Source organism: Klebsiella sp. CD33, assembly GCF_051992865.1.
In the GTDB taxonomy this organism is placed as follows: domain Bacteria; phylum Pseudomonadota; class Gammaproteobacteria; order Enterobacterales; family Enterobacteriaceae; genus Klebsiella; species Klebsiella pneumoniae.
This window is the reverse complement of the sequence record NZ_CP197023.1, coordinates 3574829-3598430: the sequence shown is the minus strand read 5'-3', so window position 1 is coordinate 3598430 and position 23602 is coordinate 3574829. Positions and strand designations below refer to the sequence as shown.

Below are 23602 nucleotides of genomic sequence, written 5' to 3'. Positions count from 1 at the left end.
GGAAAGTTAGACTTTTCCCTGGCTGCGCAGGGCGGTTAACTGGGTCATCAGCATCTCTTCAATGAGATCGCTGCGGCTCATATTACGCGCTTCCGCCAGCTCGTTGAGCGCATCGACCGCATCGGCGTTGAGTTTTAACTCCACGCGCTTCAGCCCGCGAACCTTATCGCGTTTCAGCTGGTTACGTTTGTTGATGCGCAGTTGTTCATCGCGCGACAGCGGATTGGTTTTCGGTCTTCCCGGGCGACGCTCGTTTGCGAACAAATCTAATGTCGTACGGTCCGTTTGTTCTTTTGCCATGATTCTGAGTGACTTCGGGGAAACAAGCTGCCGGGCTCTAGCCGGCGCAGATAGCGCGCCATCATACATCAGGCGAACGGCTGCGCCAACGACCGCGGGCATTCTGCGGCGCGGTCGGGCATATTTTAGCCAATCAGGCGGCGATGCTCGTCAGATAGCGGCGGATGGCGCGTAACACCGCCTCGGGTTTCTCGGCATGGACCCAGTGTCCGGCGCCGGCGATGACGTGGGCCCGGGCCTGCGGGAACTGGGCCAGCAGCGCGTCGCGGTAGGCGTCGGTCACATAGGGCGAGTTGCCGCCGGGAATAAACTGCGTCGGGTGCGGCCAGGCCGGGATGGTTTCCCAGCCGACGATATGCGGATACTGGTCCCACAGCACCGGCACGTTGAAGCGCCAGTCGCCGTCGACGAATGATTTCAGCAGGAACTGAATCACGCCTTCTTCCTGCAGGTGCTCGCGCATCACCTGCGCCGCCTGCTGGCGGGTGCTGGCGGCGGATTCGCTGACGGCGCGGATAGCGGCGAAGATCTCATCATGGCGGCGAACGTGATAATCCACCGGCGCGATATCGATCGCCACCAGACCGCTGATGCGTTCAGGCGCCAGGGCGGTAAGCGCCATTACCGCTTTCCCGCCCATCGAATGGCCGATAAAGGTGGCGCGCTCGATCTGGTGCGCGTCGAGCGTATCAAGCAGATCCTGCGCCATGGCGGGGTAGGTCATCTCTGGCGACCGCGGCGACAAACCGTGGTTGCGCATATCGACCTGCACAATATCGTGGTCGGCGATCAGGTCGCGGGCGAGGATGCCCAGGTTGTCCAGGCTGCCAAACAGACCGTGGACCAGCACGATCGGGGAGTGGTTGTGCGGATTCTGTGCAGATTGCGCTCGGCTATTTAATTTCATGGCAAAGTTCTTTTTTTCGCTCCGTCGGGTTAGGGTATTATGTTGGACATTCTGCCATCCGGCTGCAAGACCCAGAAGTTTTCTGAGTTTTACCGCCATCCTGGTTTGACGCTATCCGCGGTTGGGATTTGTACTTATAATCCCAACGATTTGTATTCAGAAAAGATATCGCACTGGATTAAGATGAAAACAATTGAAGTTGATGATGAACTCTATCGCTATATTGCCAGCCACACTCTGCATATCGGCGAGAGCGCATCCGACATTTTACGGCGTATGCTAAAATTTTCCGCCGTTTCCCAACCGGCTACACCGGTCAGCAAAGCCGCGCCGACGCTGGCGCCAGCGCCTGTCGCTGAGGTGAAACCCGCTAACCCGGTGAAAGATAAAGTCCGCGCCATGCGCGAGATGCTGTTATCTGATGAATACGCCGAGCAGAAGCGCGCGGTGAACCGTTTTATGCTGGTGTTGACGACCCTCTACTCCCTGGACAGTAAAGCATTTGCCGAGGCCACCGAGTCTCTGCACGGCCGCACGCGCGTTTACTTCGCGGAAGATGCGCGTACGCTGCTGAAAAGCGGTAATCAGACCAAACCGAAACAGGTTCCTGGTACACCGTGGTGGGTGATCACCAATACCAATACCGGCCGTAAATGCAGCATGATTGAGCACATCATGCAGTCGATGCAGTTCCCTGCGGAGCTGATTGAAAAGGTTTGCGGCACGATCTAGCTTTTTAACATTTGCACCAGAAGGATCAGGCAATGGCAATCGATAAACGTGCGGGGCAGCCTGCGCAACAGAGTGATTTGATTAACGTCGCCCAACTGACTGCTCAGTACTACGTGCTGAAGCCTGAAGTCGGTAATGCGGAGCATGCGGTAAAATTCGGCACCTCTGGCCATCGCGGTAGCGCGGCGCGCCACAACTTCAACGAACCGCATATCCTGGCCATCGCCCAGGCCATTGCGGAAGATCGTGCGAAAAACGGGATCACCGGTCCGTGCTATGTCGGCAAAGATACCCACGCCCTCTCCGAGCCGGCGTTTATTTCGGTGCTGGAAGTGTTAACCGCCAACGGCGTCGACGTGATCGTGCAGGAAAACAACGGCTTCACCCCGACGCCGGCGGTCTCCAACGCGATTCTGGTGCATAACAAAAAAGGCGGTCCGCTGGCGGACGGCATTGTGATCACCCCGTCACACAACCCGCCGGAAGATGGTGGTATCAAGTACAATCCGCCAAACGGCGGCCCGGCTGATACCAACGTCACCAAAGTGGTGGAAAACCGCGCCAACGAACTGCTGGCCGCGGGCCTGCAGGGCGTGAAACGCATTTCTCTGGACGCGGCGCTGGCTTCTGGCCACGTTAAAGAACAGGATCTGGTGCAGCCGTTCATCGAAGGGCTGGCGGATATCGTCGATATGGCCGCAATCCAGAAAGCCGGCCTGACGCTGGGCGTCGATCCGCTGGGCGGGTCCGGTATCGAATACTGGAAACGCATTGGCGAGCACTACAAGCTCAATCTGACCATTGTTAACGATCAGGTGGATCAGACCTTCCGCTTTATGCACCTCGATAAAGACGGCGCCATCCGCATGGATTGCTCCTCAGAGTGTGCGATGGCCGGCCTGCTGGCGCTGCGCGATAAGTTCGATCTGGCGTTTGCTAACGACCCGGATTACGACCGCCACGGGATTGTGACCCCGGCGGGGTTGATGAACCCGAACCACTACCTGGCGGTAGCGATCAACTACCTGTTCCAGCATCGTCCGCAGTGGGGCAAAGAGGTGGCGGTGGGTAAAACGCTGGTCTCCTCCGCGATGATTGACCGCGTGGTGAACGATCTGGGCCGCAAGCTGGTGGAAGTGCCGGTGGGCTTTAAGTGGTTTGTCGACGGCCTGTTCGATGGCAGCTTCGGCTTCGGCGGCGAAGAGAGCGCCGGGGCCTCCTTCCTGCGCTTCGACGGCACGCCGTGGTCCACCGATAAAGACGGCATCATCATGTGCCTGCTGGCGGCGGAAATCACCGCGGTGACCGGGAAAAACCCGCAGGAGCATTACAACGAACTGGCGGAACGCTTCGGTGCGCCGAGCTACAACCGTCTGCAGGCTTCCGCGACCTCCGCGCAGAAAGCGGCGCTGTCCAAGCTCTCTCCGGAAATGGTCAGCGCTGACACCCTGGCGGGGGATCCGATCACTGCCCGTCTGACCGCGGCGCCGGGCAACGGGGCGGCGATTGGCGGCCTCAAGGTGATGACCGACAACGGCTGGTTCGCGGCGCGTCCGTCAGGCACCGAAGACGCCTACAAGATCTACTGCGAAAGCTTCCTCGGCGAAGAGCATCGCAAGCTGATTGAAAAAGAAGCGGTAGAGATTGTCAGCGAAGTGCTGAAGAACGCTTAACGACGCACTACCATCAGGCCCCTTGCGGGCCTGATTTTTTTCGCAAGGATAGCGATGAAAATACAACGGAAGTCCCTGTTTTTGTTCTGGGCGTGGATGGATCTCTTTTTCGTCCTGCAATTCTTATGGTGGAATATTGCCCACCGCCGCCTCCCTTTTTACGACGATCTACTCGCTTATCTCCAGCTGCTGCACACCTGGGGCTCCGCGGCGGTCTGGCTGTACCCGCTGAATGTTCTGCTGATTATCAGCATCCCGCTATCGATGATCTTTTTTTTCCGCCAGAGCCGCTATGCGCTGTGGCTGGCCTGGGGGCAGGCGCCGCTCAGGCTGCTGTTTATGCAGCCTTCGCTATCGCTGGGCCTGTGGCTGATTCAGGCTGCCGGCATCAGGCATGTAGCGATCCTGGCAGGCTTTCTGCTGCTCTCTGAAGGGCTGAAAATCGCCAGCCTCTGGTACTGCAGAGGCGGGATTCAGGGCATAAAGCGATAGCCAATCCCGGTTTCGGTCAGCAAATGCTGCGGCCGTGCCGGATCGGCCTCCAGCTTTTGTCGCAGATGACCCATATAGATCCGCAGATAGTGGCTGTGCTCCACGGCGTTAGGCCCCCACACCTGATTCAGCAGCTGACGCTGGGTAAGCACTTTGCCGGGATTATTCAACAGCGCCGCCAGCAGGCGAAACTCGATAGGCGTCAGGTGGATCTCTTCGCTGCCGCGCAGGATGCGGCGGGCGGGGATATTGACCTCCAGGTCAGCGAAGCGCACCACCGGCTCATCGGCCTGCACCGCGCCGTGGCGACGCAGCGCGACGCGCAGGCGGGCCTGCAGCTCGCCGATGCCAAAGGGTTTACTTAAGTAGTCATCGGCACCGGCATCCAGGGCGGCAATTTTGTCATGCTCTTCGCTACGCGCTGACAGGACGATAATCGGCATCTGGCTCCACTGACGCAGGTCGCGAATAAAATCAATGCCGTCACCATCCGGCAGGCCGAGATCGAGGATCGCGAGGTCGGGCTTACGGGTGGCGGCTTCAATCAGCCCACGCTGCAGGGTTTCCGCTTCAAATACGCGCATGCCGTCGGCTTCCAGCGCGGTGCGAATAAAGCGTCGGATAGCGTGTTCGTCTTCGATAATCAGAACGTTAATCACAATTCCTCAGGTAGCTCTTCCAGTTCAGGGGGCGTTTCTCCAGGCAGTGTAACACGGAATGAGGCGCCGCCCTCGGGCCGGTTGCTGGCGGAGATGGTCCCGCCGTGGACGTCGACGATGGCCTGACAGATGGCAAGGCCCAGCCCGACGCCAGGGATCGCCGACTCTTTGTTGCCGCGGGCGAATTTATCAAAGATAGTCTGTTCCTGGCCTGCCGGGATCCCTGGACCGTTATCCCATACCTCCAGCGACAGCTGCCGGGCGTCCGCCTCGGCGCGGATGCCGATGCTCGCCCGGGCGCCGGCATACTTATGGGCATTTTCCAGCAGGTTGATCAGCACCCGCTCGAACAGCGGCCCGTCGACATGCACCAGCTGGAGGGGATCGGGTAAATCCAGCTGAATATGCTGGCCGCCGAGGCTTGGCTCGAGCATGCGCAGCGCGCTGCCGACCACTTCCTCCAGCGTCAGCCACTCCTTATGCAGATTAAAGCCGCCGGACTGGATCCGCGCCATATCCAACAGATTGTTCACCAGCCGGGTGGTGTTGAGCACATGCTGGCGGATTTCGTTGGCCTGCGGGGCATGTTTTGAACCTTCGCTGGCCAGATCGAGGGTCAGAATTTCCGCCTGGCCAAACAGCACGGTCAGCGGAGTACGCAGATCGTGCGACAGGGCGGCGAGCAGCGAGTTACGCAGGCTTTCCCGCTCGCTGGTCAGACGGGCCTGCTCTTCGCTGGCGGTCAGGGTGAGGCGCTCCAGAGCGCTGGCCACCAGCAGGGTAAAGGTCTCCAGCAGCCGCTGCTGCTCCGGGATCATCAATTGGCGCAGATTCTCCGGTTCCACCACCAGTAGTCCCCAGGTGCGGGCGGCGCTCTTCAGGGGCAAGATCTGATACGGCACGCCGGGCAGGGTATCGGTGCCGGCGCCGGCAAGTTGGCCCTTATCAAAGCTCCAGCGGGCGATGGCATCATCCCACGGGGTCAGCCCTGGCTGGTGGGTTAAGGGCAGCAGTTTTCCCTGGGCGTCCGGGAGCAGCAGCTGGCTGCGGGCCTGAAAGGTGGAGGCGATAAATCGCTCGCTGGTGGTGGCGATATCCTGCTGGCTGCGACCCACCGCCAGCGCTTTAGACATCTCATACAGATGGCGGGTACGGCGTTCACGGTAGCGCGCCACCCGCGCCTGGTAGCGCACGCCGGCGGTGAGGTTGCCGATAAGCAGGCCCACGGTGAGCATCACGCCGAAGGTGAGCAGATACTGGACATCCGACACCGCCAGCGTCCCGCGCGGGGCGACAAAAAAGAGATCGAAGCTGATGACGTTGATCACCGTCGCCAGCACCGACGGCCAGCGGCCATAGACCAGGGCGATGATCACCACCCCCAGCAGATAGAGCATCACCAGGTTGGCGGCTTCGAAAGCCATCAACCACTGCATGGCCACCAGGGTAATGATGGCGCATAGCGCCACCGCCACCGCGCAGCCCTGCAGCTGCAGGCGCCATTTCTCCAGCGCCGGACGGCTGTCGCTGGCGCGTGCGGCAAGGGGGAAGGGTTTCTCATCGAGGGCGATCACCACCAGATCGAGGTCCGGCGCATGGCGAGCCAGACGATCGGCGAAGCCGCTGCGATCCCACCAGCGGCGCTTGCTTTGGCGGCCAATGACGATTTTGCCGAGGTTATGTTCGCGGGCGTAATGGAGGACCGCTTTCTCTTCCGACGGGTCGGAGAGGGTGGCGGTTTCGGCCCCCAGCTCCTGGGCCAGACGCAGCGCGGCGAGAATAGCCCGCCGCCGGCCTTCCGGCAGCCGGTGCAGGGAAGGGGTCTCGACATACACCGCATGCCAGACGCTGCCCAGGCGGGCGGCGAGCCGGGCGGCGGCGCGCACCAGCTTTTCGCTGCCGGTGTTGTGCCCGATACAGAGCAGGATCGCATCGCGGGTGTGCCAGACTTTCTCCTGGCCCTGGCGGTCGCGCCAGGCGCGCATCTGCTCATCGACGCGGTCGGCGGTGCGGCGCAGGGCCAGCTCGCGCAGCGCAATCAGATTGCCCTTGCGGAAAAAGTTTTCGATAGCGCGCTCGGCCTGGCCGCCGATGTAGACTTTGCCCTCATTGAGCCGCTGGCGCAGATCGTCAGGGGGGAGGTCTACCAGCACCACGTCGTCCGCGGCGTCAAAGAAGGGATCGGGAACCGTCTCCCGCACCTGCACGCCGGTGATCCCGCTGACGACGTCATTCAGGCTTTCCAGATGCTGGACGTTAACGGTAGTGAAAACATCTATCCCGGCCTCCAGCAGTTCATCCACATCCTGCCAGCGCTTTGGATGGCGGGAGCCTGGCGCATTGCTGTGCGCCAGCTCATCCACCAGAATCAGCGCCGGACGGCGGGCGAGGGCGGCGTCGAGATCGAACTCATAGACGTACCGCCCGCGATGGGCAAGCCGCCGCGGCGGCAGAGTGCTTAGGCCCTGCAGCATCGCGGCGGTCTCTTTACGGCCGTGGGTCTCCGCCACGCCAATCAGAATATCCAGCCCCTGGGCGCGCAGCCGCTGCGCTTCCGCCAGCATCGCCCAGGTTTTCCCCACCCCGGCGCAGGCGCCAAAGAACACTTTCAGTTTGCCGCGATGCGGGGCGGCGGTGTGCTGCAGCAGGCGGTCAGGGTCCGGGCGCAGCGGCTCGTCACTCATTTACTTATCCTTCAGGGCATCCAGCGCCATATTGAGTTGCAGTATATTGACCACCGGCTGGCCAAGGAAGCTCAGCAGCGGGGTTTGTGTGGCCTGATTCACCAACTGGGTTACCTGCTCAACGCTCAGCTGGCGCGCTTGAGCCACCCGGGGCACCTGCCACAGCGCGGCGGCCGGAGTCAGGTTGTTATCGAGACCGCTCGCCGAGGTGGTGACCAGTTCGACCGGCACCCGCGGGTCGGCGTCCGGGTTGGCGGCGCGCAGGGCCTGCACGCGCTCGCTCACCGCTTTATCCAGCGCCGGGTTGCTGGCGGCGAGGTTGCTGCCGCCAGAGGCCATGGGATTATCCGCCGTCTCCGCGGTGGCCGACGGGCGGCCCTGGAAATAGCCTGCGGCGGTGAAGTTCTGGCCAATCAGCGCCGAGCCGCGCACTTCACCGTTCAGGCGGATCAGCGAGCCGTTGGCCTGTGAGTTAAACCACCATTGTCCCAGGCTGGTGGTAAGCAGAGGATAGACGCCGCCGGTGAGCAGCGTTAACAGAATAAATAGCACAAGTGCTGGACGAATCAATGACATAGTTTGTTCCTCACACCAGACCGCTCAGGGTCAGCAGCAGGTCGATGGCTTTAATACCGATAAAGGGCACCAGCAGACCGCCGAGGCCGTAGATCCACAGGTTGCGGCGCAGCATCGCCGAGGCGGAGAGCGGGCGATAGCTGACGCCTTTCAGGGCCAGCGGGATCAGGAAGACGATGATCAGCGCGTTGAAGATAACGGCGCTGAGGATCGCCGATGAGGGCGAATGCAGGCCCATCACGTTCAGCATGGCCAGCTGAGGATAGACCGCGGCAAACGCCGCCGGAATAATGGCGAAATATTTCGCCACGTCGTTGGCAATACTGAAGGTGGTCAGCGAGCCGCGCGTCATTAACATCTGTTTGCCGATATGGACCACCTCAATCAGCTTGGTGGGGTTGGAATCCAGGTCGACCATGTTGCCCGCTTCCTTCGCCGCCTGGGTGCCGGAGTTCATGGCCACCGCCACGTCGGCCTGAGCCAGCGCGGGCGCGTCGTTGGTGCCGTCGCCGGTCATCGCCACCAGCCGACCTTCCGACTGGTACTGGCGGATCAGCGCCAGCTTGGCTTCCGGCGTCGCTTCGGCGAGGAAATCATCGACGCCGGCCTCGGCGGCGATCGCCGCGGCGGTCAGGCGGTTATCGCCGGTGATCATCACCGTTTTAATGCCCATTTTGCGCAGCTGGGCGAAACGTTCTTTGATGCCGCCTTTGACGATATCTTTGAGCGCAATAATCCCCAGCACCTTTTCGCCTTCGGCGACCACCAGCGGCGTGGCCCCCTGGCGGGCGACCTCTTCCACCTGTTTATCGACATCGGCAGGAAAGTGGCCGCCGTTGGCCTCCACGTGGCGGCGAATGGCGTCCACCGACCCTTTGCGGATCATGCGCTGATCGATATTGATGCCGCTCATCCTCGTTTGCGCGGTAAAGGGGACAAAGGTGGCGTGCAGCGACTGCAGATCGCGTTCGCGCAGGTTAAAGCGCTGTTTCGCCAGCACCACGATGCTGCGCCCCTCAGGGGTTTCATCCGCCAGCGAGGAGAGCTGGGCGGCGTCGGCGAGGGTTCGCTCTTCCACGCCGCGCGTCGGCAGGAAGGCGGAGGCCTGGCGGTTGCCGAGAGTAATAGTCCCGGTTTTATCCAGCAGCAGAACATCGACGTCGCCAGCGGCTTCCACCGCGCGGCCGCTGGTGGCGATCACGTTGGCGCCGAGCATACGGCTCATCCCGGCGACGCCGATGGCCGACAGCAGCCCTCCGATGGTGGTCGGGATCAGGCACACCAGCAGGGCGACCAGTACGGTAACGCTGACCGCATTGCCGCTCCACGCCGAGAAGGGCCAGATGGTGGCGGTGGCCAGCAGGAACACTAGCGTCAGGGCGATCAGCAGGATCGTCAGGGCGATCTCGTTCGGCGTTTTACGGCGCTGGGCGCCTTCCACCATGGCGATCATCCGGTCGAGGAAGGTTTCTCCCGGGTTCACGCTGCAGCGGATCACCAGCCAGTCGGAGAGAATGCGTGTCCCGCCGGTCACCGAGGCAAAATCGCCACCGGATTCACGGATCACCGGGGCAGACTCGCCGGTAATGGCGCTTTCGTCCACCGAGGCGCCGCCTTCGATGACTTCGCCATCGCAGGGGATAATATCCCCGGCTTCCACCAGCACCACGTCGCCTTTGCGCAGGTCTTCCGCTGGCACGTGGTCGACCGTCGCGTCATGCTGCGGGGCGCGCAGTTTGCGGGCGAAGGCCGTTTTTTTCACCCCTTTCAGGCTGTTGGCCTGGGCTTTGCTGCGGCCTTCCGCCATCGCTTCGGCAAAGTTAGCGAACAGCACGGTAAACCACAGCCAGATGCTGACGGCGGCGGTAAAGGTGGCGCTACCGGTCAGGGCGCCGCCAGCCATGGCGATCGCCAGCAGGGTGGTTAACAGACTGCCCACCCAGACGATAAACATCACCGGATTGCGCCATTGCACCATAGGGTTGAGTTTTTTCACGGCATCCAGCAGCGCCTGGCGCACCAGCGTCGGCTCCAGCAGGGCTAATTGTTTGCGACTCATAACAGGGTGCTCCGCATCGCTCAAAGTAAGGAAAAGTGTTCAGCCAGCGGGCCAAGCGCCAGCGCAGGAATAAAGGTCAGGGCGCCCACCAGCAGCACGGTGCCGATCAGTAAACCGATAAACAGGGCGTCGTGGGTGGCCAGGGTGCCGGGGCTGGCCGGTTGAATTTTCTTCGCCACCAGCGAGCCGGCGATGGCCATCACCGGAATGATGACGGCGAAGCGGCCGACCAGCATGCAGAACGCCAGCAGCAGGTTCCAGAACGGCGTCGCCGCGCCCAGGCCCGCGAAGGCGCTGCCGTTGTTATTGGCCGCCGAGGTGACGGCGTACAGCACTTCGCTAAAGCCGTGCGGTCCAGGGTTGAACATCCCGGCGCGGCCGGCGTCGGTCATCATCGCCAGCGCCGTGCCAAGCAGCACCAGCGTCGGGGTGACCAGAATGGCGAGGGCGATCATTTTCATTTCCCGGACATCGATTTTCTTCCCGAGGTACTCCGGGGTGCGGCCGACCATCAGCCCGGCGATAAACACCGCCAGCATAACGAACAGCAGCATGCCGTACAGGCCCGAACCGACGCCGCCGAACACCACTTCGCCAATCTGCATCAGCCACATCGGCACCATGCCGCCCAGCGCGGTGAAGGAGTCATGCATGGCATTGACCGCGCCGCAGGAGGCGGCAGTGGTGATCACCGCGAACAGACTGCTGGCGAGAATACCGAAGCGACTCTCTTTACCTTCCATATTCAGGCTACTGTCAGCGCCCAGCGTCAGCAGGTGGGGGTTGCCGCGAGTTTCCGCCCACATCACCACGGCGACGCAGAGGATAAAGATCAGCGTCATTGCCCACAGGATGGCGCGCCCCTGGCGGCGATCGCTCACTACCTCGCCGAAGGCGAAGCACAGTGCTGCCGGGATCAGGAAGATCGCCAGCATCTGCACGAGATTGGTCAGCGCGGTCGGGTTTTCAAACGGGTGAGCGGAGTTGGCGTTAAAGAAACCGCCGCCGTTGGTGCCCAGCAGCTTAATCGCTTCCTGCGAGGCGACAGGCCCCATCGGCAACAGCTGGTGCGCCCCTTCGAGGGTGGTAAAGGGCTGGTAGGCCAGCAGATTCTGCGGCACACCCTGCTGAATAAAGAACAGGGCCACCAGCAGAGAGAGCGGCAGCAGCAGCCACAGGGTAATGCGCGTCAGGTCGACCCAGGCATTGCCAAGGGTGGACATTTTCTGCCGGGCGAAGGCGCGGGTCAGGGCGAATACCACGGCGATGCCGGTGGCGGCAGAGAGGAAATTCTGCACCGTCAGGCCGACCATCTGGCTGAGATAGCTCATGGTGCTTTCGCCGGCGTAAGCCTGCCAGTTGGTATTGCTGACAAAGCTGACCGCCGTGTTGAGCGCCAGATCCCATGACAATCCCGGCAGATGCTGCGGGTTAAACGGCAACACGCCCTGGAGCATCAGCAGGGCAAACAGGGCCAGGCCGCCGAGGGCGTTAAACAGCAGGATCGCCAGCAAATACTGCAGCCAACCCATCTCCTCGGCGCGGATCCCGGCCACGCGCCACAGGACGCGCTCGACGCCGGCCAGGCCGGGAAGCGGGATATCGTTCACCATTCTTGCCAGACACATCCCCAGCGGGCGCGCCAGCACCAGCAATACCAGCAGATAGCTGGCTAATAATAAAAATCCCTGGGCAGCCATCAGAATGCCTCCGCATGTATCAAGGCATAAACCAGATAAGCCAGTAACAGGAACACCAGCCCAACGCCAGTGAGTACGCCTGCAGTCACAATCCACCTCCGGGTGTGTTTTCGATTTACCTGGAGGATAGAAATTACGGCGCAAAGATTTCGCAAAAATCCGCGGGTGCGGTGTAAAAAAAGTATAAAAATGACAAAGGCACAAATTAACTGATGGTTAGTATTAATTTAACTTTTTCGTAACTAATTTACGTGGCGAATGTAAATTAAGTATAAATACGTGTTTTTTAGTGGTCGGATGAGTAGTAAAATTACAAGCAGAGCGGTATTATTTTGCTCAGACAAACATGATTAATTTTACCGGCGCTGCTTGCCGGCCTGACAAAGGGGAGAGAAATGATGGCGTTGTACAAAGCTTATCCTGCTCATATTATTTTGCTGCGTCGTGCTTTCGCCGTCGTGGCTGGCGTCGCGGCGCTGCCGGTGATGCTGTTCTGGAAAGATCGCGCCCGCTACTACAGCTGGCTGCACCGGGTGTGGTCGAAAACCAGCGAGCAGCCGGTGTGGATGGCGCAGGCGGAGAAAGCCGCTCACGATTTCTATTAATCCTCCTGCTGCGAAGAAAATAACAAGACCGCCGGGTTGCCCCGGCGGTTTTTTTTCGCCGCTTGTCTACACTCGTTTTTATGCGCCGCCTTGGAATTGGCAGGTGCGTATTTTGCCGGAGCGCGCTATTTTTGCCGGCTTAGATCATAAGATGATTATTGCTGATGGATAATAAGGAGTGATATGGCCACCCATCTGGTCTGGTTACGCACGGATTTACGCATTCACGATAACCTGGCGCTGGCTGCCGCCTGCCGCGATCCGCAGGCGCAGGTGCTGGCGCTGTATATCGCCACCCCGGGGCAGTGGCGTGAACATCACCTGGCGCCACGGCAGGCCGCTTTTATCGCCAGCCATTTACAGAGTCTGCATGCCGCGCTGGCGGAACGGGGCATACCGCTGTGGGTAGAAGAGGCGGACGATTTTACCGCCAGCGTCGAACGGCTGGCCGAGTTTTGCCAGCAGCATCAGGTCAGTCACCTGTTCTACAACTATCAGTACGAATTCAATGAACGCCAGCGCGATGCCGCCGTTGAGAACACCTTGCGCGACGTGATTTGCCAGGGCTTTGACGACAGCGTCCTGTTGCCGCCCGGCAGCGTACTGACCGGTGGCGGCGAAATGTATAAAGTCTTCACCCCGTTTAAAAATGCGTTTATTCGCCGTCTGCGGGACGGACTGCCGGCGTGCGTGGCGGCCCCGAAGCCGCGCCAGGCGCCTGCCTGCCAGGCGCCGCCGCTGCCTGAGCTTAACTACCCGCAAACGCCGTTCGACGGGCTGCTGTTTGCCGCGGATGAAAAAACGGCGCTGGCGCGTCTGCGCGCGTTTTGTCAGCAAGCGGCGGCGGATTACGAGGGGCAGCGCGACTTCCCGGCCGTGGAAGGGACCAGTCGACTGTCGCCCTGCCTGGCCATCGGCGTGCTGTCCCCCCGCCAGTGCCTGCATCGTCTTCTGACGGAACATCCCGCCGCGCTGGACGGCGGAGCCGGCGCCACCTGGCTTAACGAGCTGATCTGGCGCGAGTTTTACCGCCATCTGATGGTCTACTATCCGAAGCTCTGTAAAGGGCGGCCATTTACTGCCTGGACAGATAAGGTCGCCTGGCGCGCAGAGGAGGCCGCCCTACAGGCCTGGCAGCGCGGGGAGACCGGTTTTCCGATTGTTGATGCCGCCATGCGCCAGCTTAACGCCACCGGCTGGATGCATAACCGGTTACGCATGATTGTCGCCAGCTTCCTGACCAAAGATTTGCGCCTCGACTGGCGGGCGGGCGAGCGCTATTTCATGAGCCAGCTGATTGATGGCGACCTGGCGGCGAATAACGGCGGCTGGCAGTGGGCGGCTTCAACGGGCACCGACGCCGCGCCCTATTTCCGCATATTTAACCCCACCACCCAGGGCGAAAAGTTTGATAAACAGGGGGTGTTTATACGTCGCTGGCTGCCGGAGCTGGCAAAGGTGCCGGAGAAGGCCCTGCATCAGCCGTGGGCGTGGGCGGATAAACAAGGGATCACGCTGGACTATTCGCGCCCGATAGTTGATCACAAGCAGGCGCGGCAGGAGACGCTGGCGGCCTGGGAGGCCGCCAGAAAAGGAATTACTCCACCGCCAGACGGCGGGTCCTGACTTTCAGCGAATGATACAGCCAGATGACCAGCACCACGCCGACGCAGGCCAGCGCGCCCCAGGTGATCTGGCTGAAGACGGTAATGTAGGCGTCAATGGAGTAGTTCACCGCTCCGGCGGCGTCGAATGACGCCTGCGAGGTCTGGTCGGCGATAACGCCGGCCAGATAGTTGGCGATGGCCCCTGAGAGCAGCATATAGATACCGGTCAGCACCCCAGTGACACCCGGGATCTCAATGCGGGTGATCTGCGACATCGCGACCGGGTCGATAAACAGTTCGGCAAAGCCCATCACCGCCAGACCCAGCACCATCAGCGGCATGGACGACTGACCATAGGCCGCCGACCAGCGGGCGCTGAGGGTCAAAATGCAGAACCCGGCGCTCATCAGGCCCAGACCGAGGGCAAATTTCCCCCAGATGCGCACGGTGCGATTGCCGTTCACGCTCTCTTTCACCAGCCACGCCAGCACCATCCCGCAGAGCATCACCGCGAAGGCGTTGATTGACTGGAACATAGCGGTAGGGACTTCGTAGCTCATGATATGGCGGTTAACGAAGCGGTCAATATACAGGCTGATGGAGCTCCCGCCCTGTTGGGCGAAGGCCCAGAACAGCAGGCTGAAGGCGGTCAGGACGACGATCAGGCGCAGATCCTTGCGCTGTTTATCGGTTTCGGCGCGCAGGTAGATCCGCGCCAGTACCGCGAGGCCAATGGCCGTGGCCACGATCAGGGCATACACCGACCACTCCTGCCAGAACAGTACCGCAATCAGCAGCGGGGCGGTAACCAGCAACACCAGCAGCCAGCCCCAGTTCGGCAGCAGGAAGCGGCGCGCGCACAGCGCCTGGCGGTTGACGCCAGCGGTATGCTGGAAATGACGGTTGCCGCAGAGGAAAATCACCAGCCCCGCGACCATGCCGATGGCCGCCAGGGCAAAGCCCATCGCCCAGCTATACTCCTCCTGTACGTAGCCGCAGGCGATCGGCGCGATAATCGAGCCGATATTGCCGGCGGCATACATCAGCGAAAAGCCGCCATCGCGACGCGGATCGGCGGGTTCGTACAGCTCGCCCAGCAGACAGCTGACGTTGGATTTAAACAACCCGTAGCCGCAGACGATGATCGCCAGCGACAGGTACAGGAAAAGCGGAGCGGTTTCGCTGGCCCCGAGCACCAGATGGCCAATGGCCATCAGCAGCGCGCCGAGTATGACCGCCATCCGGTTGCCTAACAGCTTATCGGCCAGATAGCCGCCGAGGATCGGCGTCACATAGACCAGCGAACAGTAGGCGCTGAACAGGGCGTAGGCATGGTTATCGTCATATTTGAGCTGATTGGTGAGATAGAGGATCAGCAGGGCGCGCATGCCGTAAAAGCTAAAGTACTCCCAGATTTGCAGCGCCACGACGTAGTAGATCGCCCGCGGCTGCGATGATGTTGTCTGCATATGAAGTGTGTTTCCTGGCGTAAAGCGAAAGTCGATCGTTCTGCATGAATAGCGATTTATCAGTCATATTCATGGCTTGAGGGGCTTTCTGATTATTTAATATGCTTTATTAGTGCATAAATATACACTAATGCGCGGCGGGATGAATAGACAAATTGCGGGATTCGTTAAAAAGTCATGGTCAGTGACGGTAGCGGACTATCGACGACCCGAATGGATATGGTTATGTTATGCCTTTGTATAACCTGATTATCTGCTGGAGTGGCGATGAAAAATAGCGAACTGGAACAACTGATTAACGACAAGCTCAATAGTGCGGCCATCAGTGACTTCGCCCCTAACGGTCTGCAGGTGGAAGGACGCGAAACGGTGCACAAGATCGTCACCGGAGTGACGGCCTGCCAGGCGCTGCTGGATGAGGCCGTCCGTCTGCAGGCGGATGCGGTGATTGTTCATCACGGCTATTTCTGGAAAAACGAATCGCCAGTGATCCGCGGCATGAAGCGCCGTCGCCTGAAAACCCTGCTGGCCAACGATATCAATCTCTACGGTTGGCACCTGCCGCTGGATGCCCATCCGGAGCTGGGCAATAACGCGCAGCTGGCGCATCTGCTGGGAATTAACGTGCTCGGTGAAATCGAACCGCTGGTGCCTTGGGGCGAGCTGTCGATGCCGGTTTCCGGCCTCGAACTGGCCTCGTGGATCGAAGCGCGACTGGGGCGCAAGCCGCTGTGGTGCGGCGATACCGGGCCGGACACCGTCAGCCGCGTCGCCTGGTGTACCGGCGGCGGCCAGAGCTTTATCGACGCCGCGGCGCGCTTTGGCGTGGACGCCTTTATCACCGGCGAAGTGTCGGAACAAACTATTCACTCTGCCCGCGAGCAGGGCCTGCATTTTTATGCCGCCGGCCACCACGCCACCGAGCGGGGCGGCATTCGCGCCCTCAGCGAATGGCTGACGGAAACGACCGATCTGGATGTTACCTTTATTGATATTCCTAACCCTGCCTGACGGGAGAGAAGAAAGTGCAGCGAGCGCGTTGTTATCTGTTAGGTGAAACGGCGGTGGTCCTGGAGCTTGAGCCTCCGGTGACCCTGGAGAGCCAAAAACGTATCTGGGGCCTGACGCAGCGGTTGACCGATCGCGAAGAGGTGGTTGAAGTGATCCCGGGGATGAACAACATCACCGTTGTGCTGCGTCGTCCGCAGGAGATGGCGTGGGAGGCGATTGACAAGCTGCAGCGCTGGTGGGAAGAGAGCGATGCGCTGGAGCCGGAATCCCGTGAGATAAGTATCCCGGTTATCTACGGCGGCGAGGCGGGGCCAGATCTTGGCGACGTCGCGCGCCATAGCGGGTTGAGCGAAAAGCAGGTGGTCGAACTGCACTCTTCGGTGGAGTATATGGTGTGGTTTCTAGGTTTCCAGCCGGGGTTTCCGTATTTTGGCGGCCTGCCGGAGCAGCTGGCGATGCCGCGTCGCGCCGAGCCGCGCGTACTGGTACCGGCGGGATCCGTCGGTATCGGCGGATCGCAAACCGGTATTTATCCGCTGGCGACGCCGGGCGGCTGGCAGCTGCTGGGGCGCACGCCGCTGGCATTATTCGATCCAAAACGTGAAGAGCCGGTGCTGCTGCGTTCCGGCGATCGCGTGCGCTTTGTGCCGCAGAAGGAGGGGGTATGTTGAAATTTATCCGCGCCGGCATGTATACCTCGGTACAGGATGGCGGCCGGGAAGGCCAGCGCCAGTGGGGGATTAGCCGCTGCGGCGCGCTGGATAAACCGGCGATGACCATTGCCAATCTGCTGGTGGGCAATGCGCCGGAGGCGGCGGCGCTGGAAATTACGCTGGGTCAGATCGATGTGCAGTTCACCCGCCACTGCTGGTTCGCGTTGACCGGCGCCGCCTGTGAAGCGACGCTCGACGGCGCGCCGGTCTGGTTGGGCTGGCGAATGGAGGCGAAGGCCGGGCAGCGGCTGGTGCTGAAAAATCCTCAGCATGGGATCCGCAGCTATCTGGCGGTCGCGGGCGGTATTGATGTCCCTGAAGTTTTAGGTTCCCGCTCTACCGATCTGAAAGTCGGTATCGGCGGAATCGAAGGGCGCCGGTTGCAGGATGGCGATCAAGTGAAGATTGGGAAATCGTCCCGCCGCTTTAGCGCCTCGCGCGGCGTTAAACAGCTGCCGATAGGCAATATTATTCGCGCGCTGCCGGGGCCGGAGTATCACGAATTCGACAGCGTGTCGCAGGAGTCTTTCTGGCGCTCGCCGTGGAAGCTGAGTCCGCAGAGCAACCGTATGGGCTACCGCCTGCAGGGGCAGCCGCTCAGGCGCACAACCGACCGGGAAATGCTCTCTCATGGCCTGCTGCCCGGCGTGGTACAGGTACCGCATAACGGCCAGCCGATTGTGTTGATGAACGATGCGCAAACCACCGGCGGCTATCCGCGTATAGCCTGCATTATTGAAGCCGATATGTACCAACTGGCGCAAATTCCGCTAGGTCAGCCGATCCATTTCGTCCCCTGTTCGCTGGAGGAAGCGCTAAAAGCGCGCGCCGACCAGCAGCGCTACCTTGAACAACTGGCCTGGAGATTAAGCGATGAAAATTGATTTAAATGCCGACCTCGGCGAAGGCTGCGCCAGCGATAGCGCGCTGCTGCAGCTGGTCTCTTCCGCCAATATCGCCTGCGGCTTTCACGCCGGCGATGCGGTTCTCATGCAGCAATGCGTGCGCGAGGCGCTGAAAAACGGCGTCGCTATTGGCGCACACCCGAGCTTCCCGGACCGGGAAAATTTCGGTCGAACCGCGATGCAGTTACCGCCAGAGACGGTCTACGCCCAGGTGCTGTACCAAATTGGCGCGCTGGCGGCAATCGTACACGCCCAGGGGGGCGAGCTGCGGCACGTCAAACCGCATGGCATGTTGTACAACCAGGCGGCGAAAGAGCCGCCTTTGGCCGACGCTATCGCCCGTGCGGTGCGCGATGCCGACGCCGACCTGGTGCTGGTTGGGCTGGCGGGCAGCGAGCTTATCCGCGCCGGACAGCATTATCAGTTGACGACGCGCCAGGAAGTCTTCGCCGATCGCGGCTATCAGGCCGACGGCAGCCTGGTGCCGCGCAGCCAACCGGGCGCGCTGATTGAGAGCGAAGAGCAGGCGCTGGCGCAAACGCTGGAAATGGTGCAGCACAATCGGGTGCGCAGCCTGAGCGGCGAATGGGCGCATGTTAAGGCGGAAACGGTCTGCCTGCATGGCGATGGCGCTCACGCGCTCGATTTCGCCCGACGCTTGCGCGCCGCGTTTGCCGGGCGGAATATCGACGTCAGCGCGGACCTCGAGTAATAGTCCGCCTAAGTTATTAATAATAATTAAATCAAATAATTAACAACACTCACAATACTCACAACTGAACAGGACGTTATTATGCAAGAGGCGATATCCCTCTGGCCGCTAATCGGCATTGCCGTGATTGTGGTCGGTTTTGTATTACGCTTTAACCCGGTGCTGGTGGTGATTATCTCCGGGATCGTCACCGGCGTGGCGGCGCATATGCCAATAGCCACTATTCTGGAGAAACTGGGCGAGGGCTTCCTGAATACCCGTAATCTGCCGTTTATTCTGCTGCTGCCGCTGGCGGTGATCGGGCTGCTGGAGCGCCATGGTCTGAAAGAGCGGGCGCAGGCGTGGATCGCGAAGATCCATAGCGCGACCGCCGGACGTCTGCTGATCGTCTATCTGTTTGTGCGCGAAGCCACCGCCGCTCTGGGGTTGACCAGCCTCGGCGGACATCCGCAAATGGTGCGCCCGCTGCTGGCGCCGATGGCGGAGGGGGCGGCGGAAAAGCGCTTTGGCCCGCTGCCGGGCAATGTACGCTACCGCCTGCGCGCGATGTCGGCGGCAACCGATAACGTCGGGCTGTTCTTCGGCGAAGATATTTTTGTCGCCTTCGGCGCGATCATCTTCATGCACAACTTTATGCTGGAGTCGGGTGGGATCCAGACAGAACCGTTGCATATTGCCCTGTGGGGGATCCCGACGGCGATCTGCGCCTTTCTGATCCACGCCGCGCGCCTGTGGCGACTCGATCGCCATCTCCAGCGCGAGCTGGACCGGATAAACGCCGGACAGGCGAAAGGCGGTGCGGCATGAATTTCCAGCAAACCTATTTATACTGGCTGGCCGGCGCGGTACTGCTGGTCGTGGCTATCATGTCCTGGCGCGACAAAAGCAATCCGCGGCGTCTGACAACCGGTCTGTTCTGGGGCCTGTACGGGCTGGTGTTCTTGCTCGGCGACTGGACATATCAACTGGTGGGCGATAAGCGTACGGTGAATATCGCTGTCGGCGGGGTGGTGGTCGTCCTGGCGCTGATCGCCGGTTTTGGCGGCGTGCGCCTCGGCAGCTACCATCAGCGTACCCAGGAAGAGAAAACCACCAGCGCGAAACGCCTCGGCAACAAACTTTTCTTTCCGGCGCTGGCGATTCCGGTCGTCACCGTCATTGGCGTACTGCTGTTTAACAATCTGCCCTCATGGCAGGTGGCGCTCTTCGGGCCGGGCAACCACGCGACGCTGATTACTCTGTTCTCGATGACTGTCGGTACGCTGATTGGCCTGGCGATGGCGATTCGTATGACGCATGAAACGGTGGCGCAGCCAATGCAGGAAGCGCGCCGTTTGCTTGATTCCGTCGGCTGGGCCTTTATCCTGCCGCAAATCCTCGCGGTGCTGGGGCTGCTGTTTACCGCAGCGGGCGTCGGAACCAGCATTTCATGGCTGACCGAGCACTATCTGGCGGTCGATAACCGCTTTATCGCCGTGGCTGTGTATGCCATCGGCATGGCGGTGCTGACAATGGTGATGGGCAACGCCTTTGCCGCTTTCCCGATTGTGACCGCCGGAGTTGGCATTCCGATTTTAGTCCTGCAGCACGGCGGCAATCCGGCGGTAATGGCGGCGATTGGTATGTTTTCCGGCTACTGCGGCACACTGATGACGCCGATGGCGGCGAACTTCAATATTGTCCCGGCGGCGCTGCTGGAATTGCCGGATAAAAACGCGGTGATTAAAGCCCAGATACCGACCGGTATCCTGCTGCTTATCGTCAATGTATTCTTACTCTATTTCCTGATGTTCCTGTAAGGAGGGATGATGGCTGGCGTATTGATTACCGGTTTTGAGCCGTTCGGCGGCGAAACGGTTAACCCTTCATGGGAAGTGGTTAAGCAGCTGGATGGCATGATTATTCGCGGACAGCAGGTGGTGGCTAAACAGTTACCCTGCGTATTCGGCGAAGCGCTGACGGTGCTGAAGGCGGCGCTGGAAACCTATCAACCGCGGCTGACGATTGCCGTCGGACAGGCCGGCGGCCGTGTCGATATCACCGTCGAACGTGTAGCGATCAATGTCGATGATGCGCGGATCCCCGACAATAAAGGCCAGCAACCGATCGATGAGCCGATCGTCGCTAATGGCCCTGCGGCCTGCTTCAGTACGCTGCCGATCAAAGCGATCGTCAGCGCGCTGCGCCAGCAGGGGATCCCGGCCTCGGTGTCGCAAACCGCGGGCACCTTCGTCTGCAATCACGTGATGTATGGTTTGCTGCATCAGCTGCAGGGAAAACGCGGACAGAAGGGCGGTTTTATCCATATTCCGTATCTGCCTGAACAGGCGGCGGCCCACCCCGGCGAGGCGAGTATGTCGGTCGCGACGGTACGCGCGGCGCTGGAAACGGCGATTGCCGTCGCCCTTGAACAGGATGACGATGTCAAAATTGGCGGCGGCGCCACCCATTAACAGAAGGATGACAGTATGCCGGAAGGTCCGGAGATCCGCCGTGCGGCGGATAAACTGGAGGCGGCAATCAAAGGCGAACCCTTAACCAACGTTTGGTTCGCCTTTCCTCAGTTGCAACCCTATCAAACTCAGCTAACTGGTCAGCGGGTGACCCATATCGCCACCCGCGGCAAGGCCCTGCTAACCCACTTCTCCGGCGGATTGACCCTGTATAGCCATAACCAGCTGTACGGCGTCTGGCGCGTGGTGGATGCCGGCGTTGAGCCGCAATCGAACCGCGTACTGCGCGTCAGGCTGCAGACCGCCAGCAAGGCGATTTTGCTCTACAGCGCGTCGGACATTGATATCCTCACGGCGGAGCAGGTTGCCAACCATCCGTTCTTGCTGCGCGTCGGACCGGACGTGCTGGACATGACGTTAACCGCGGAGCAGGTGAAAGCGCGGCTGCTGTCGGCCAAATTCCGCAATCGTCAGTTTTCCGGCCTGCTGCTGGATCAGGCTTTTCTTGCCGGGCTCGGAAACTATCTGCGGGTGGAAATTCTCTGGCAGGTGGGATTAAGCGGGAAGCGTAAAGCCGCTGAACTGAGCGACAGTCAGCTGGATGCGCTGGCGCACGCGCTGCTCGATATCCCGCGGCTGTCCTATCGTACTCGCGGTCTGGTGGATGACAACAAGCATCATGGCGCGCTGTTTCGCTTTAAGGTCTTCCATCGCGATGGGGAAAGGTGCGAACGCTGTGGGGGAATCATTGAGAAGACGACGCTCTCCTCGCGGCCATTTTACTGGTGTCCAGGATGCCAGCATTAAGCCGGCTGGCGGGCGATTTCAGCATGAAGCGCGTTATCAGGCATAAAAAAACGCGCCAGCAGGCGCGTTTTTATGATCCGGACAGTGAGATTAACGCTTAATGTCGGACTGGAAATCGCGTTTGGCGTAGCCGGTATACAGCTGACGCGGACGGGCGATCTTCATGCCATCGCTGTGCATTTCGTTCCAGTGCGCAATCCAGCCCACGGTACGCGCCATGGCGAAGATAACGGTAAACATGGAGGACGGAATACCCATTGCTTTCAGGATGATACCGGAGTAGAAGTCGACGTTCGGATACAGTTTCTTCTCGATGAAGTACGGATCGTTCAGCGCGATATGCTCCAGCTCCATGGCCACCTGCAGCAGGTCGTCTTTGGTGCCCAGCTCTTTCAGCACTTCATGGCAGGTTTCACGCATTACGGTGGCGCGCGGATCGTAGTTTTTGTAAACACGATGGCCGAAGCCCATCAGGCGGAAAGAGTCATTCTTGTCTTTCGCACGACGAACAAATTCCGGAATGTGCTCAACGGAGCTGATCTCTTCCAGCATTTTCAGCGCCGCTTCGTTGGCGCCACCGTGTGCCGGTCCCCACAGGGAGGCTATGCCCGCAGCGATACAGGCGAACGGGTTAGCGCCGGAGGAGCCCGCGGTACGTACCGTGGAGGTCGACGCGTTCTGCTCGTGATCGGCGTGCAGGATCAGAATACGATCCATCGCGCGCTCCAGCACCGGATTGACTTCATACTCTTCGCACGGTGTCGCAAACATCATGCGCAGGAAGTTGCCGGCGTAGGAGAGGTCGTTGCGCGGATAAACAAACGGCTGGCCGATAGAATACTTGTAACACATGGCTGCCATGGTTGGCATTTTGGACAGCAGACGGTAGGCGGCAATCTCGCGGTGACGCGGGTTATTCACGTCGAGGGAATCATGATAGAACGCCGCCAGCGCGCCAGTGATCCCGCACATCACCGCCATCGGGTGGGAATCGCGACGGAACGCGTGGAACAGACGGGTGATCTGCTCATGAATCATGGTGTGGCGGGTGACGGTAGTTTTGAATTCGTCATATTCGGCCTGGGTCGGCTTTTCGCCGTACAGCAGGATATAACAGACTTCAAGATAATTAGATTCGGTCGCTAACTGGTCGATCGGGAAGCCGCGGTGCAGCAGGATCCCCTCGTCACCATCGATAAACGTAATTTTAGATTCACAAGAAGCCGTTGATGTGAAACCTGGGTCAAAGGTAAATACGCCTTTTGAACCAAGACTACGAATATCAATAACATCCTGACCGAGCGTGCCTTTTAGCACATCCAGTTCAATAGCAGTGTCACCACCCAGGGTGATTTTTGCTTTAGCATCAGACATTTATGGTCTCCTTAGCGCCTTTATTGCTTAAGACTGCCGGGTGGTGGATTTGCTTTCGGCCCGCGCCTGCATACGTTACCAGTTTGTTATGTTGCACACAGCTCTGCGTCAGCGAAAAGGGCAGGGTACAGAGCAACGGCGCTTGATGGCACGTCCTTCAGGGC

Annotated in this window: 23 protein-coding genes; 13 read left to right on the top strand and 10 right to left on the bottom strand. The window is 60.2% G+C overall.

Annotated elements, in window-relative coordinates:
• Positions 1 to 6: 6 nt before the first annotated feature.
• Positions 7 to 300, bottom strand: coding sequence for a LexA regulated protein (ybfE, locus tag ACR809_RS17815; protein WP_002894767.1), 294 nt, complete (start codon positions 298 to 300; stop codon positions 7 to 9).
• Positions 301 to 433: 133 nt separating this feature from the next.
• On the bottom strand, positions 434 to 1207 hold the full coding sequence (gene ybfF / locus ACR809_RS17810; protein ID WP_004152229.1) for an esterase: 774 nt from the start codon (positions 1205 to 1207) through the stop codon (positions 434 to 436).
• Between the two features lie 183 nt (positions 1208 to 1390).
• Here ybfF and seqA point away from each other — a divergent pair, with 183 nt between their 5' ends.
• Genes seqA through ACR809_RS17795 form a run of 3 tightly spaced genes read left to right on the top strand, consistent with a single transcriptional unit; the run spans position 1391 to position 4104 of the window.
• Complete coding sequence (seqA, locus tag ACR809_RS17805) at positions 1391 to 1939, top strand: replication initiation negative regulator SeqA (protein ID WP_002894771.1); 549 nt, start codon at positions 1391 to 1393, stop codon at positions 1937 to 1939.
• A gap of 32 nt (positions 1940 to 1971) precedes the next feature.
• Complete coding sequence (gene pgm, locus ACR809_RS17800; protein ID WP_002894773.1) at positions 1972 to 3612, top strand: phosphoglucomutase (alpha-D-glucose-1,6-bisphosphate-dependent); 1641 nt, start codon at positions 1972 to 1974, stop codon at positions 3610 to 3612.
• 54 nt (positions 3613 to 3666) lie between these two features.
• The gene (locus tag ACR809_RS17795; RefSeq protein ID WP_004223677.1) at positions 3667 to 4104 is read left to right on the top strand and encodes a hypothetical protein; all 438 of its coding nucleotides are present in this window, start codon (positions 3667 to 3669) and stop codon (positions 4102 to 4104) included.
• Here ACR809_RS17795 and kdpE read toward each other — a convergent pair.
• From kdpE to kdpF, 6 genes are read right to left on the bottom strand one after another with little or no spacing between them, the layout of a single operon-like run.
• Positions 4086 to 4763 carry a two-component system response regulator KdpE gene (gene kdpE / locus ACR809_RS17790; protein WP_122051465.1) on the bottom strand — a complete coding sequence of 226 codons (678 nt, stop codon included), beginning with the start codon at positions 4761 to 4763 and terminating at the stop codon, positions 4086 to 4088. The two genes, ACR809_RS17795 and kdpE, sit on opposite strands and share 19 nt — an antisense overlap.
• Positions 4760 to 7447: a two-component system sensor histidine kinase KdpD gene (gene kdpD, locus ACR809_RS17785; protein ID WP_122051464.1), complete on the bottom strand. Its 2688-nt coding sequence runs from the start codon at positions 7445 to 7447 to the stop codon at positions 4760 to 4762. Before kdpD ends, kdpE begins: the two co-directional genes overlap by 4 nt.
• Positions 7448 to 8023: a potassium-transporting ATPase subunit KdpC gene (gene kdpC / locus ACR809_RS17780; RefSeq protein ID WP_004142248.1), complete on the bottom strand. Its 576-nt coding sequence runs from the start codon at positions 8021 to 8023 to the stop codon at positions 7448 to 7450.
• Positions 8024 to 8033: 10 nt separating this feature from the next.
• On the bottom strand, positions 8034 to 10082 hold the full coding sequence (gene kdpB, locus ACR809_RS17775) for a potassium-transporting ATPase subunit KdpB (protein ID WP_122051463.1): 2049 nt from the start codon (positions 10080 to 10082) through the stop codon (positions 8034 to 8036).
• 20 nt (positions 10083 to 10102) lie between these two features.
• Positions 10103 to 11782, bottom strand: coding sequence for a potassium-transporting ATPase subunit KdpA (gene kdpA, locus ACR809_RS17770; protein WP_122051462.1), 1680 nt, complete (start codon positions 11780 to 11782; stop codon positions 10103 to 10105).
• On the bottom strand, positions 11782 to 11871 hold the full coding sequence (kdpF, locus tag ACR809_RS17765; RefSeq protein WP_020323459.1) for a K(+)-transporting ATPase subunit F: 90 nt from the start codon (positions 11869 to 11871) through the stop codon (positions 11782 to 11784). Before kdpF ends, kdpA begins: the two co-directional genes overlap by 1 nt.
• A 306-nt stretch (positions 11872 to 12177) precedes the next feature.
• Between kdpF and ACR809_RS17760 the strand changes: the two genes are divergently transcribed.
• Positions 12178 to 12387 (top strand): DUF2517 family protein, encoded by a 210-nt coding sequence (locus tag ACR809_RS17760; protein WP_004142243.1) that lies wholly within the window; start codon positions 12178 to 12180, stop codon positions 12385 to 12387.
• A gap of 183 nt (positions 12388 to 12570) precedes the next feature.
• Positions 12571 to 14013 carry a deoxyribodipyrimidine photo-lyase gene (phrB, locus tag ACR809_RS17755; RefSeq protein WP_122051461.1) on the top strand — a complete coding sequence of 481 codons (1443 nt, stop codon included), beginning with the start codon at positions 12571 to 12573 and terminating at the stop codon, positions 14011 to 14013.
• Here phrB and dtpD read toward each other — a convergent pair.
• Positions 13985 to 15463: a dipeptide permease DtpD gene (dtpD, locus tag ACR809_RS17750; RefSeq protein WP_122051460.1), complete on the bottom strand. Its 1479-nt coding sequence runs from the start codon at positions 15461 to 15463 to the stop codon at positions 13985 to 13987. The two genes, phrB and dtpD, sit on opposite strands and share 29 nt — an antisense overlap.
• A 267-nt stretch (positions 15464 to 15730) precedes the next feature.
• Here dtpD and ACR809_RS17745 point away from each other — a divergent pair, with 267 nt between their 5' ends.
• From ACR809_RS17745 to nei, 8 genes are all read left to right on the top strand, one after another.
• Complete coding sequence (locus tag ACR809_RS17745) at positions 15731 to 16474, top strand: type 2 GTP cyclohydrolase I (protein ID WP_004176858.1); 744 nt, start codon at positions 15731 to 15733, stop codon at positions 16472 to 16474.
• 14 nt (positions 16475 to 16488) lie between these two features.
• A complete protein-coding gene (gene pxpB, locus ACR809_RS17740; RefSeq protein ID WP_004176857.1) occupies positions 16489 to 17145 on the top strand; it encodes a 5-oxoprolinase subunit PxpB in 657 nt (218 codons plus the stop codon).
• Positions 17139 to 18071 carry a 5-oxoprolinase subunit PxpC gene (gene pxpC, locus ACR809_RS17735; RefSeq protein WP_004147614.1) on the top strand — a complete coding sequence of 311 codons (933 nt, stop codon included), beginning with the start codon at positions 17139 to 17141 and terminating at the stop codon, positions 18069 to 18071. The genes pxpB and pxpC overlap by 7 nt, the downstream gene beginning before the upstream one ends.
• Positions 18061 to 18804, top strand: coding sequence for a 5-oxoprolinase subunit PxpA (pxpA, locus tag ACR809_RS17730; RefSeq protein ID WP_004176856.1), 744 nt, complete (start codon positions 18061 to 18063; stop codon positions 18802 to 18804). The genes pxpC and pxpA overlap by 11 nt, the downstream gene beginning before the upstream one ends.
• Before the next feature lie 81 nt (positions 18805 to 18885).
• Positions 18886 to 19611 carry a DUF969 domain-containing protein gene (locus ACR809_RS17725; RefSeq protein ID WP_002894928.1) on the top strand — a complete coding sequence of 242 codons (726 nt, stop codon included), beginning with the start codon at positions 18886 to 18888 and terminating at the stop codon, positions 19609 to 19611.
• Complete coding sequence (locus ACR809_RS17720) at positions 19608 to 20603, top strand: DUF979 domain-containing protein (RefSeq protein ID WP_004179065.1); 996 nt, start codon at positions 19608 to 19610, stop codon at positions 20601 to 20603. Before ACR809_RS17725 ends, ACR809_RS17720 begins: the two co-directional genes overlap by 4 nt.
• Before the next feature lie 9 nt (positions 20604 to 20612).
• Positions 20613 to 21257, top strand: a complete 645-nt coding sequence (pcp, locus tag ACR809_RS17715; RefSeq protein ID WP_060613054.1) for a pyroglutamyl-peptidase I — start codon at positions 20613 to 20615, stop codon at positions 21255 to 21257.
• Between the two features lie 15 nt (positions 21258 to 21272).
• Complete coding sequence (nei, locus tag ACR809_RS17710) at positions 21273 to 22064, top strand: endonuclease VIII (RefSeq protein WP_004223693.1); 792 nt, start codon at positions 21273 to 21275, stop codon at positions 22062 to 22064.
• 90 nt (positions 22065 to 22154) lie between these two features.
• On the opposite strand, the gene gltA is transcribed toward nei, so the two are convergent.
• Positions 22155 to 23438, bottom strand: a complete 1284-nt coding sequence (gene gltA / locus ACR809_RS17705; RefSeq protein WP_002894943.1) for a citrate synthase — start codon at positions 23436 to 23438, stop codon at positions 22155 to 22157.
• Positions 23439 to 23602 lie beyond the last annotated feature (164 nt).

Coding starts and splice junctions, on each gene's coding strand:
- nei (WP_004223693.1), top strand. CDS start 21,273: ATGCCGGAAGGTCCGGAGATCCGCCGTGCGGCGGATAAACTGGAGGCG.
- ybfE (WP_002894767.1), bottom strand. CDS start 300: ATGGCAAAAGAACAAACGGACCGTACGACATTAGATTTGTTCGCAAAC.
- pxpA (WP_004176856.1), top strand. CDS start 18,061: ATGAAAATTGATTTAAATGCCGACCTCGGCGAAGGCTGCGCCAGCGAT.
- ACR809_RS17720 (WP_004179065.1), top strand. CDS start 19,608: ATGAATTTCCAGCAAACCTATTTATACTGGCTGGCCGGCGCGGTACTG.
- ACR809_RS17745 (WP_004176858.1), top strand. CDS start 15,731: ATGAAAAATAGCGAACTGGAACAACTGATTAACGACAAGCTCAATAGT.
- kdpA (WP_122051462.1), bottom strand. CDS start 11,782: ATGGCTGCCCAGGGATTTTTATTATTAGCCAGCTATCTGCTGGTATTG.
- seqA (WP_002894771.1), top strand. CDS start 1,391: ATGAAAACAATTGAAGTTGATGATGAACTCTATCGCTATATTGCCAGC.
- ACR809_RS17725 (WP_002894928.1), top strand. CDS start 18,886: ATGCAAGAGGCGATATCCCTCTGGCCGCTAATCGGCATTGCCGTGATT.
- pxpC (WP_004147614.1), top strand. CDS start 17,139: ATGTTGAAATTTATCCGCGCCGGCATGTATACCTCGGTACAGGATGGC.
- pgm (WP_002894773.1), top strand. CDS start 1,972: ATGGCAATCGATAAACGTGCGGGGCAGCCTGCGCAACAGAGTGATTTG.
- gltA (WP_002894943.1), bottom strand. CDS start 23,438: ATGTCTGATGCTAAAGCAAAAATCACCCTGGGTGGTGACACTGCTATT.
- ybfF (WP_004152229.1), bottom strand. CDS start 1,207: ATGAAATTAAATAGCCGAGCGCAATCTGCACAGAATCCGCACAACCAC.
- ACR809_RS17795 (WP_004223677.1), top strand. CDS start 3,667: ATGAAAATACAACGGAAGTCCCTGTTTTTGTTCTGGGCGTGGATGGAT.
- pcp (WP_060613054.1), top strand. CDS start 20,613: ATGGCTGGCGTATTGATTACCGGTTTTGAGCCGTTCGGCGGCGAAACG.
- kdpC (WP_004142248.1), bottom strand. CDS start 8,023: ATGTCATTGATTCGTCCAGCACTTGTGCTATTTATTCTGTTAACGCTG.
- phrB (WP_122051461.1), top strand. CDS start 12,571: ATGGCCACCCATCTGGTCTGGTTACGCACGGATTTACGCATTCACGAT.
- ACR809_RS17760 (WP_004142243.1), top strand. CDS start 12,178: ATGATGGCGTTGTACAAAGCTTATCCTGCTCATATTATTTTGCTGCGT.
- dtpD (WP_122051460.1), bottom strand. CDS start 15,463: ATGCAGACAACATCATCGCAGCCGCGGGCGATCTACTACGTCGTGGCG.
- kdpD (WP_122051464.1), bottom strand. CDS start 7,447: ATGAGTGACGAGCCGCTGCGCCCGGACCCTGACCGCCTGCTGCAGCAC.
- kdpB (WP_122051463.1), bottom strand. CDS start 10,082: ATGAGTCGCAAACAATTAGCCCTGCTGGAGCCGACGCTGGTGCGCCAG.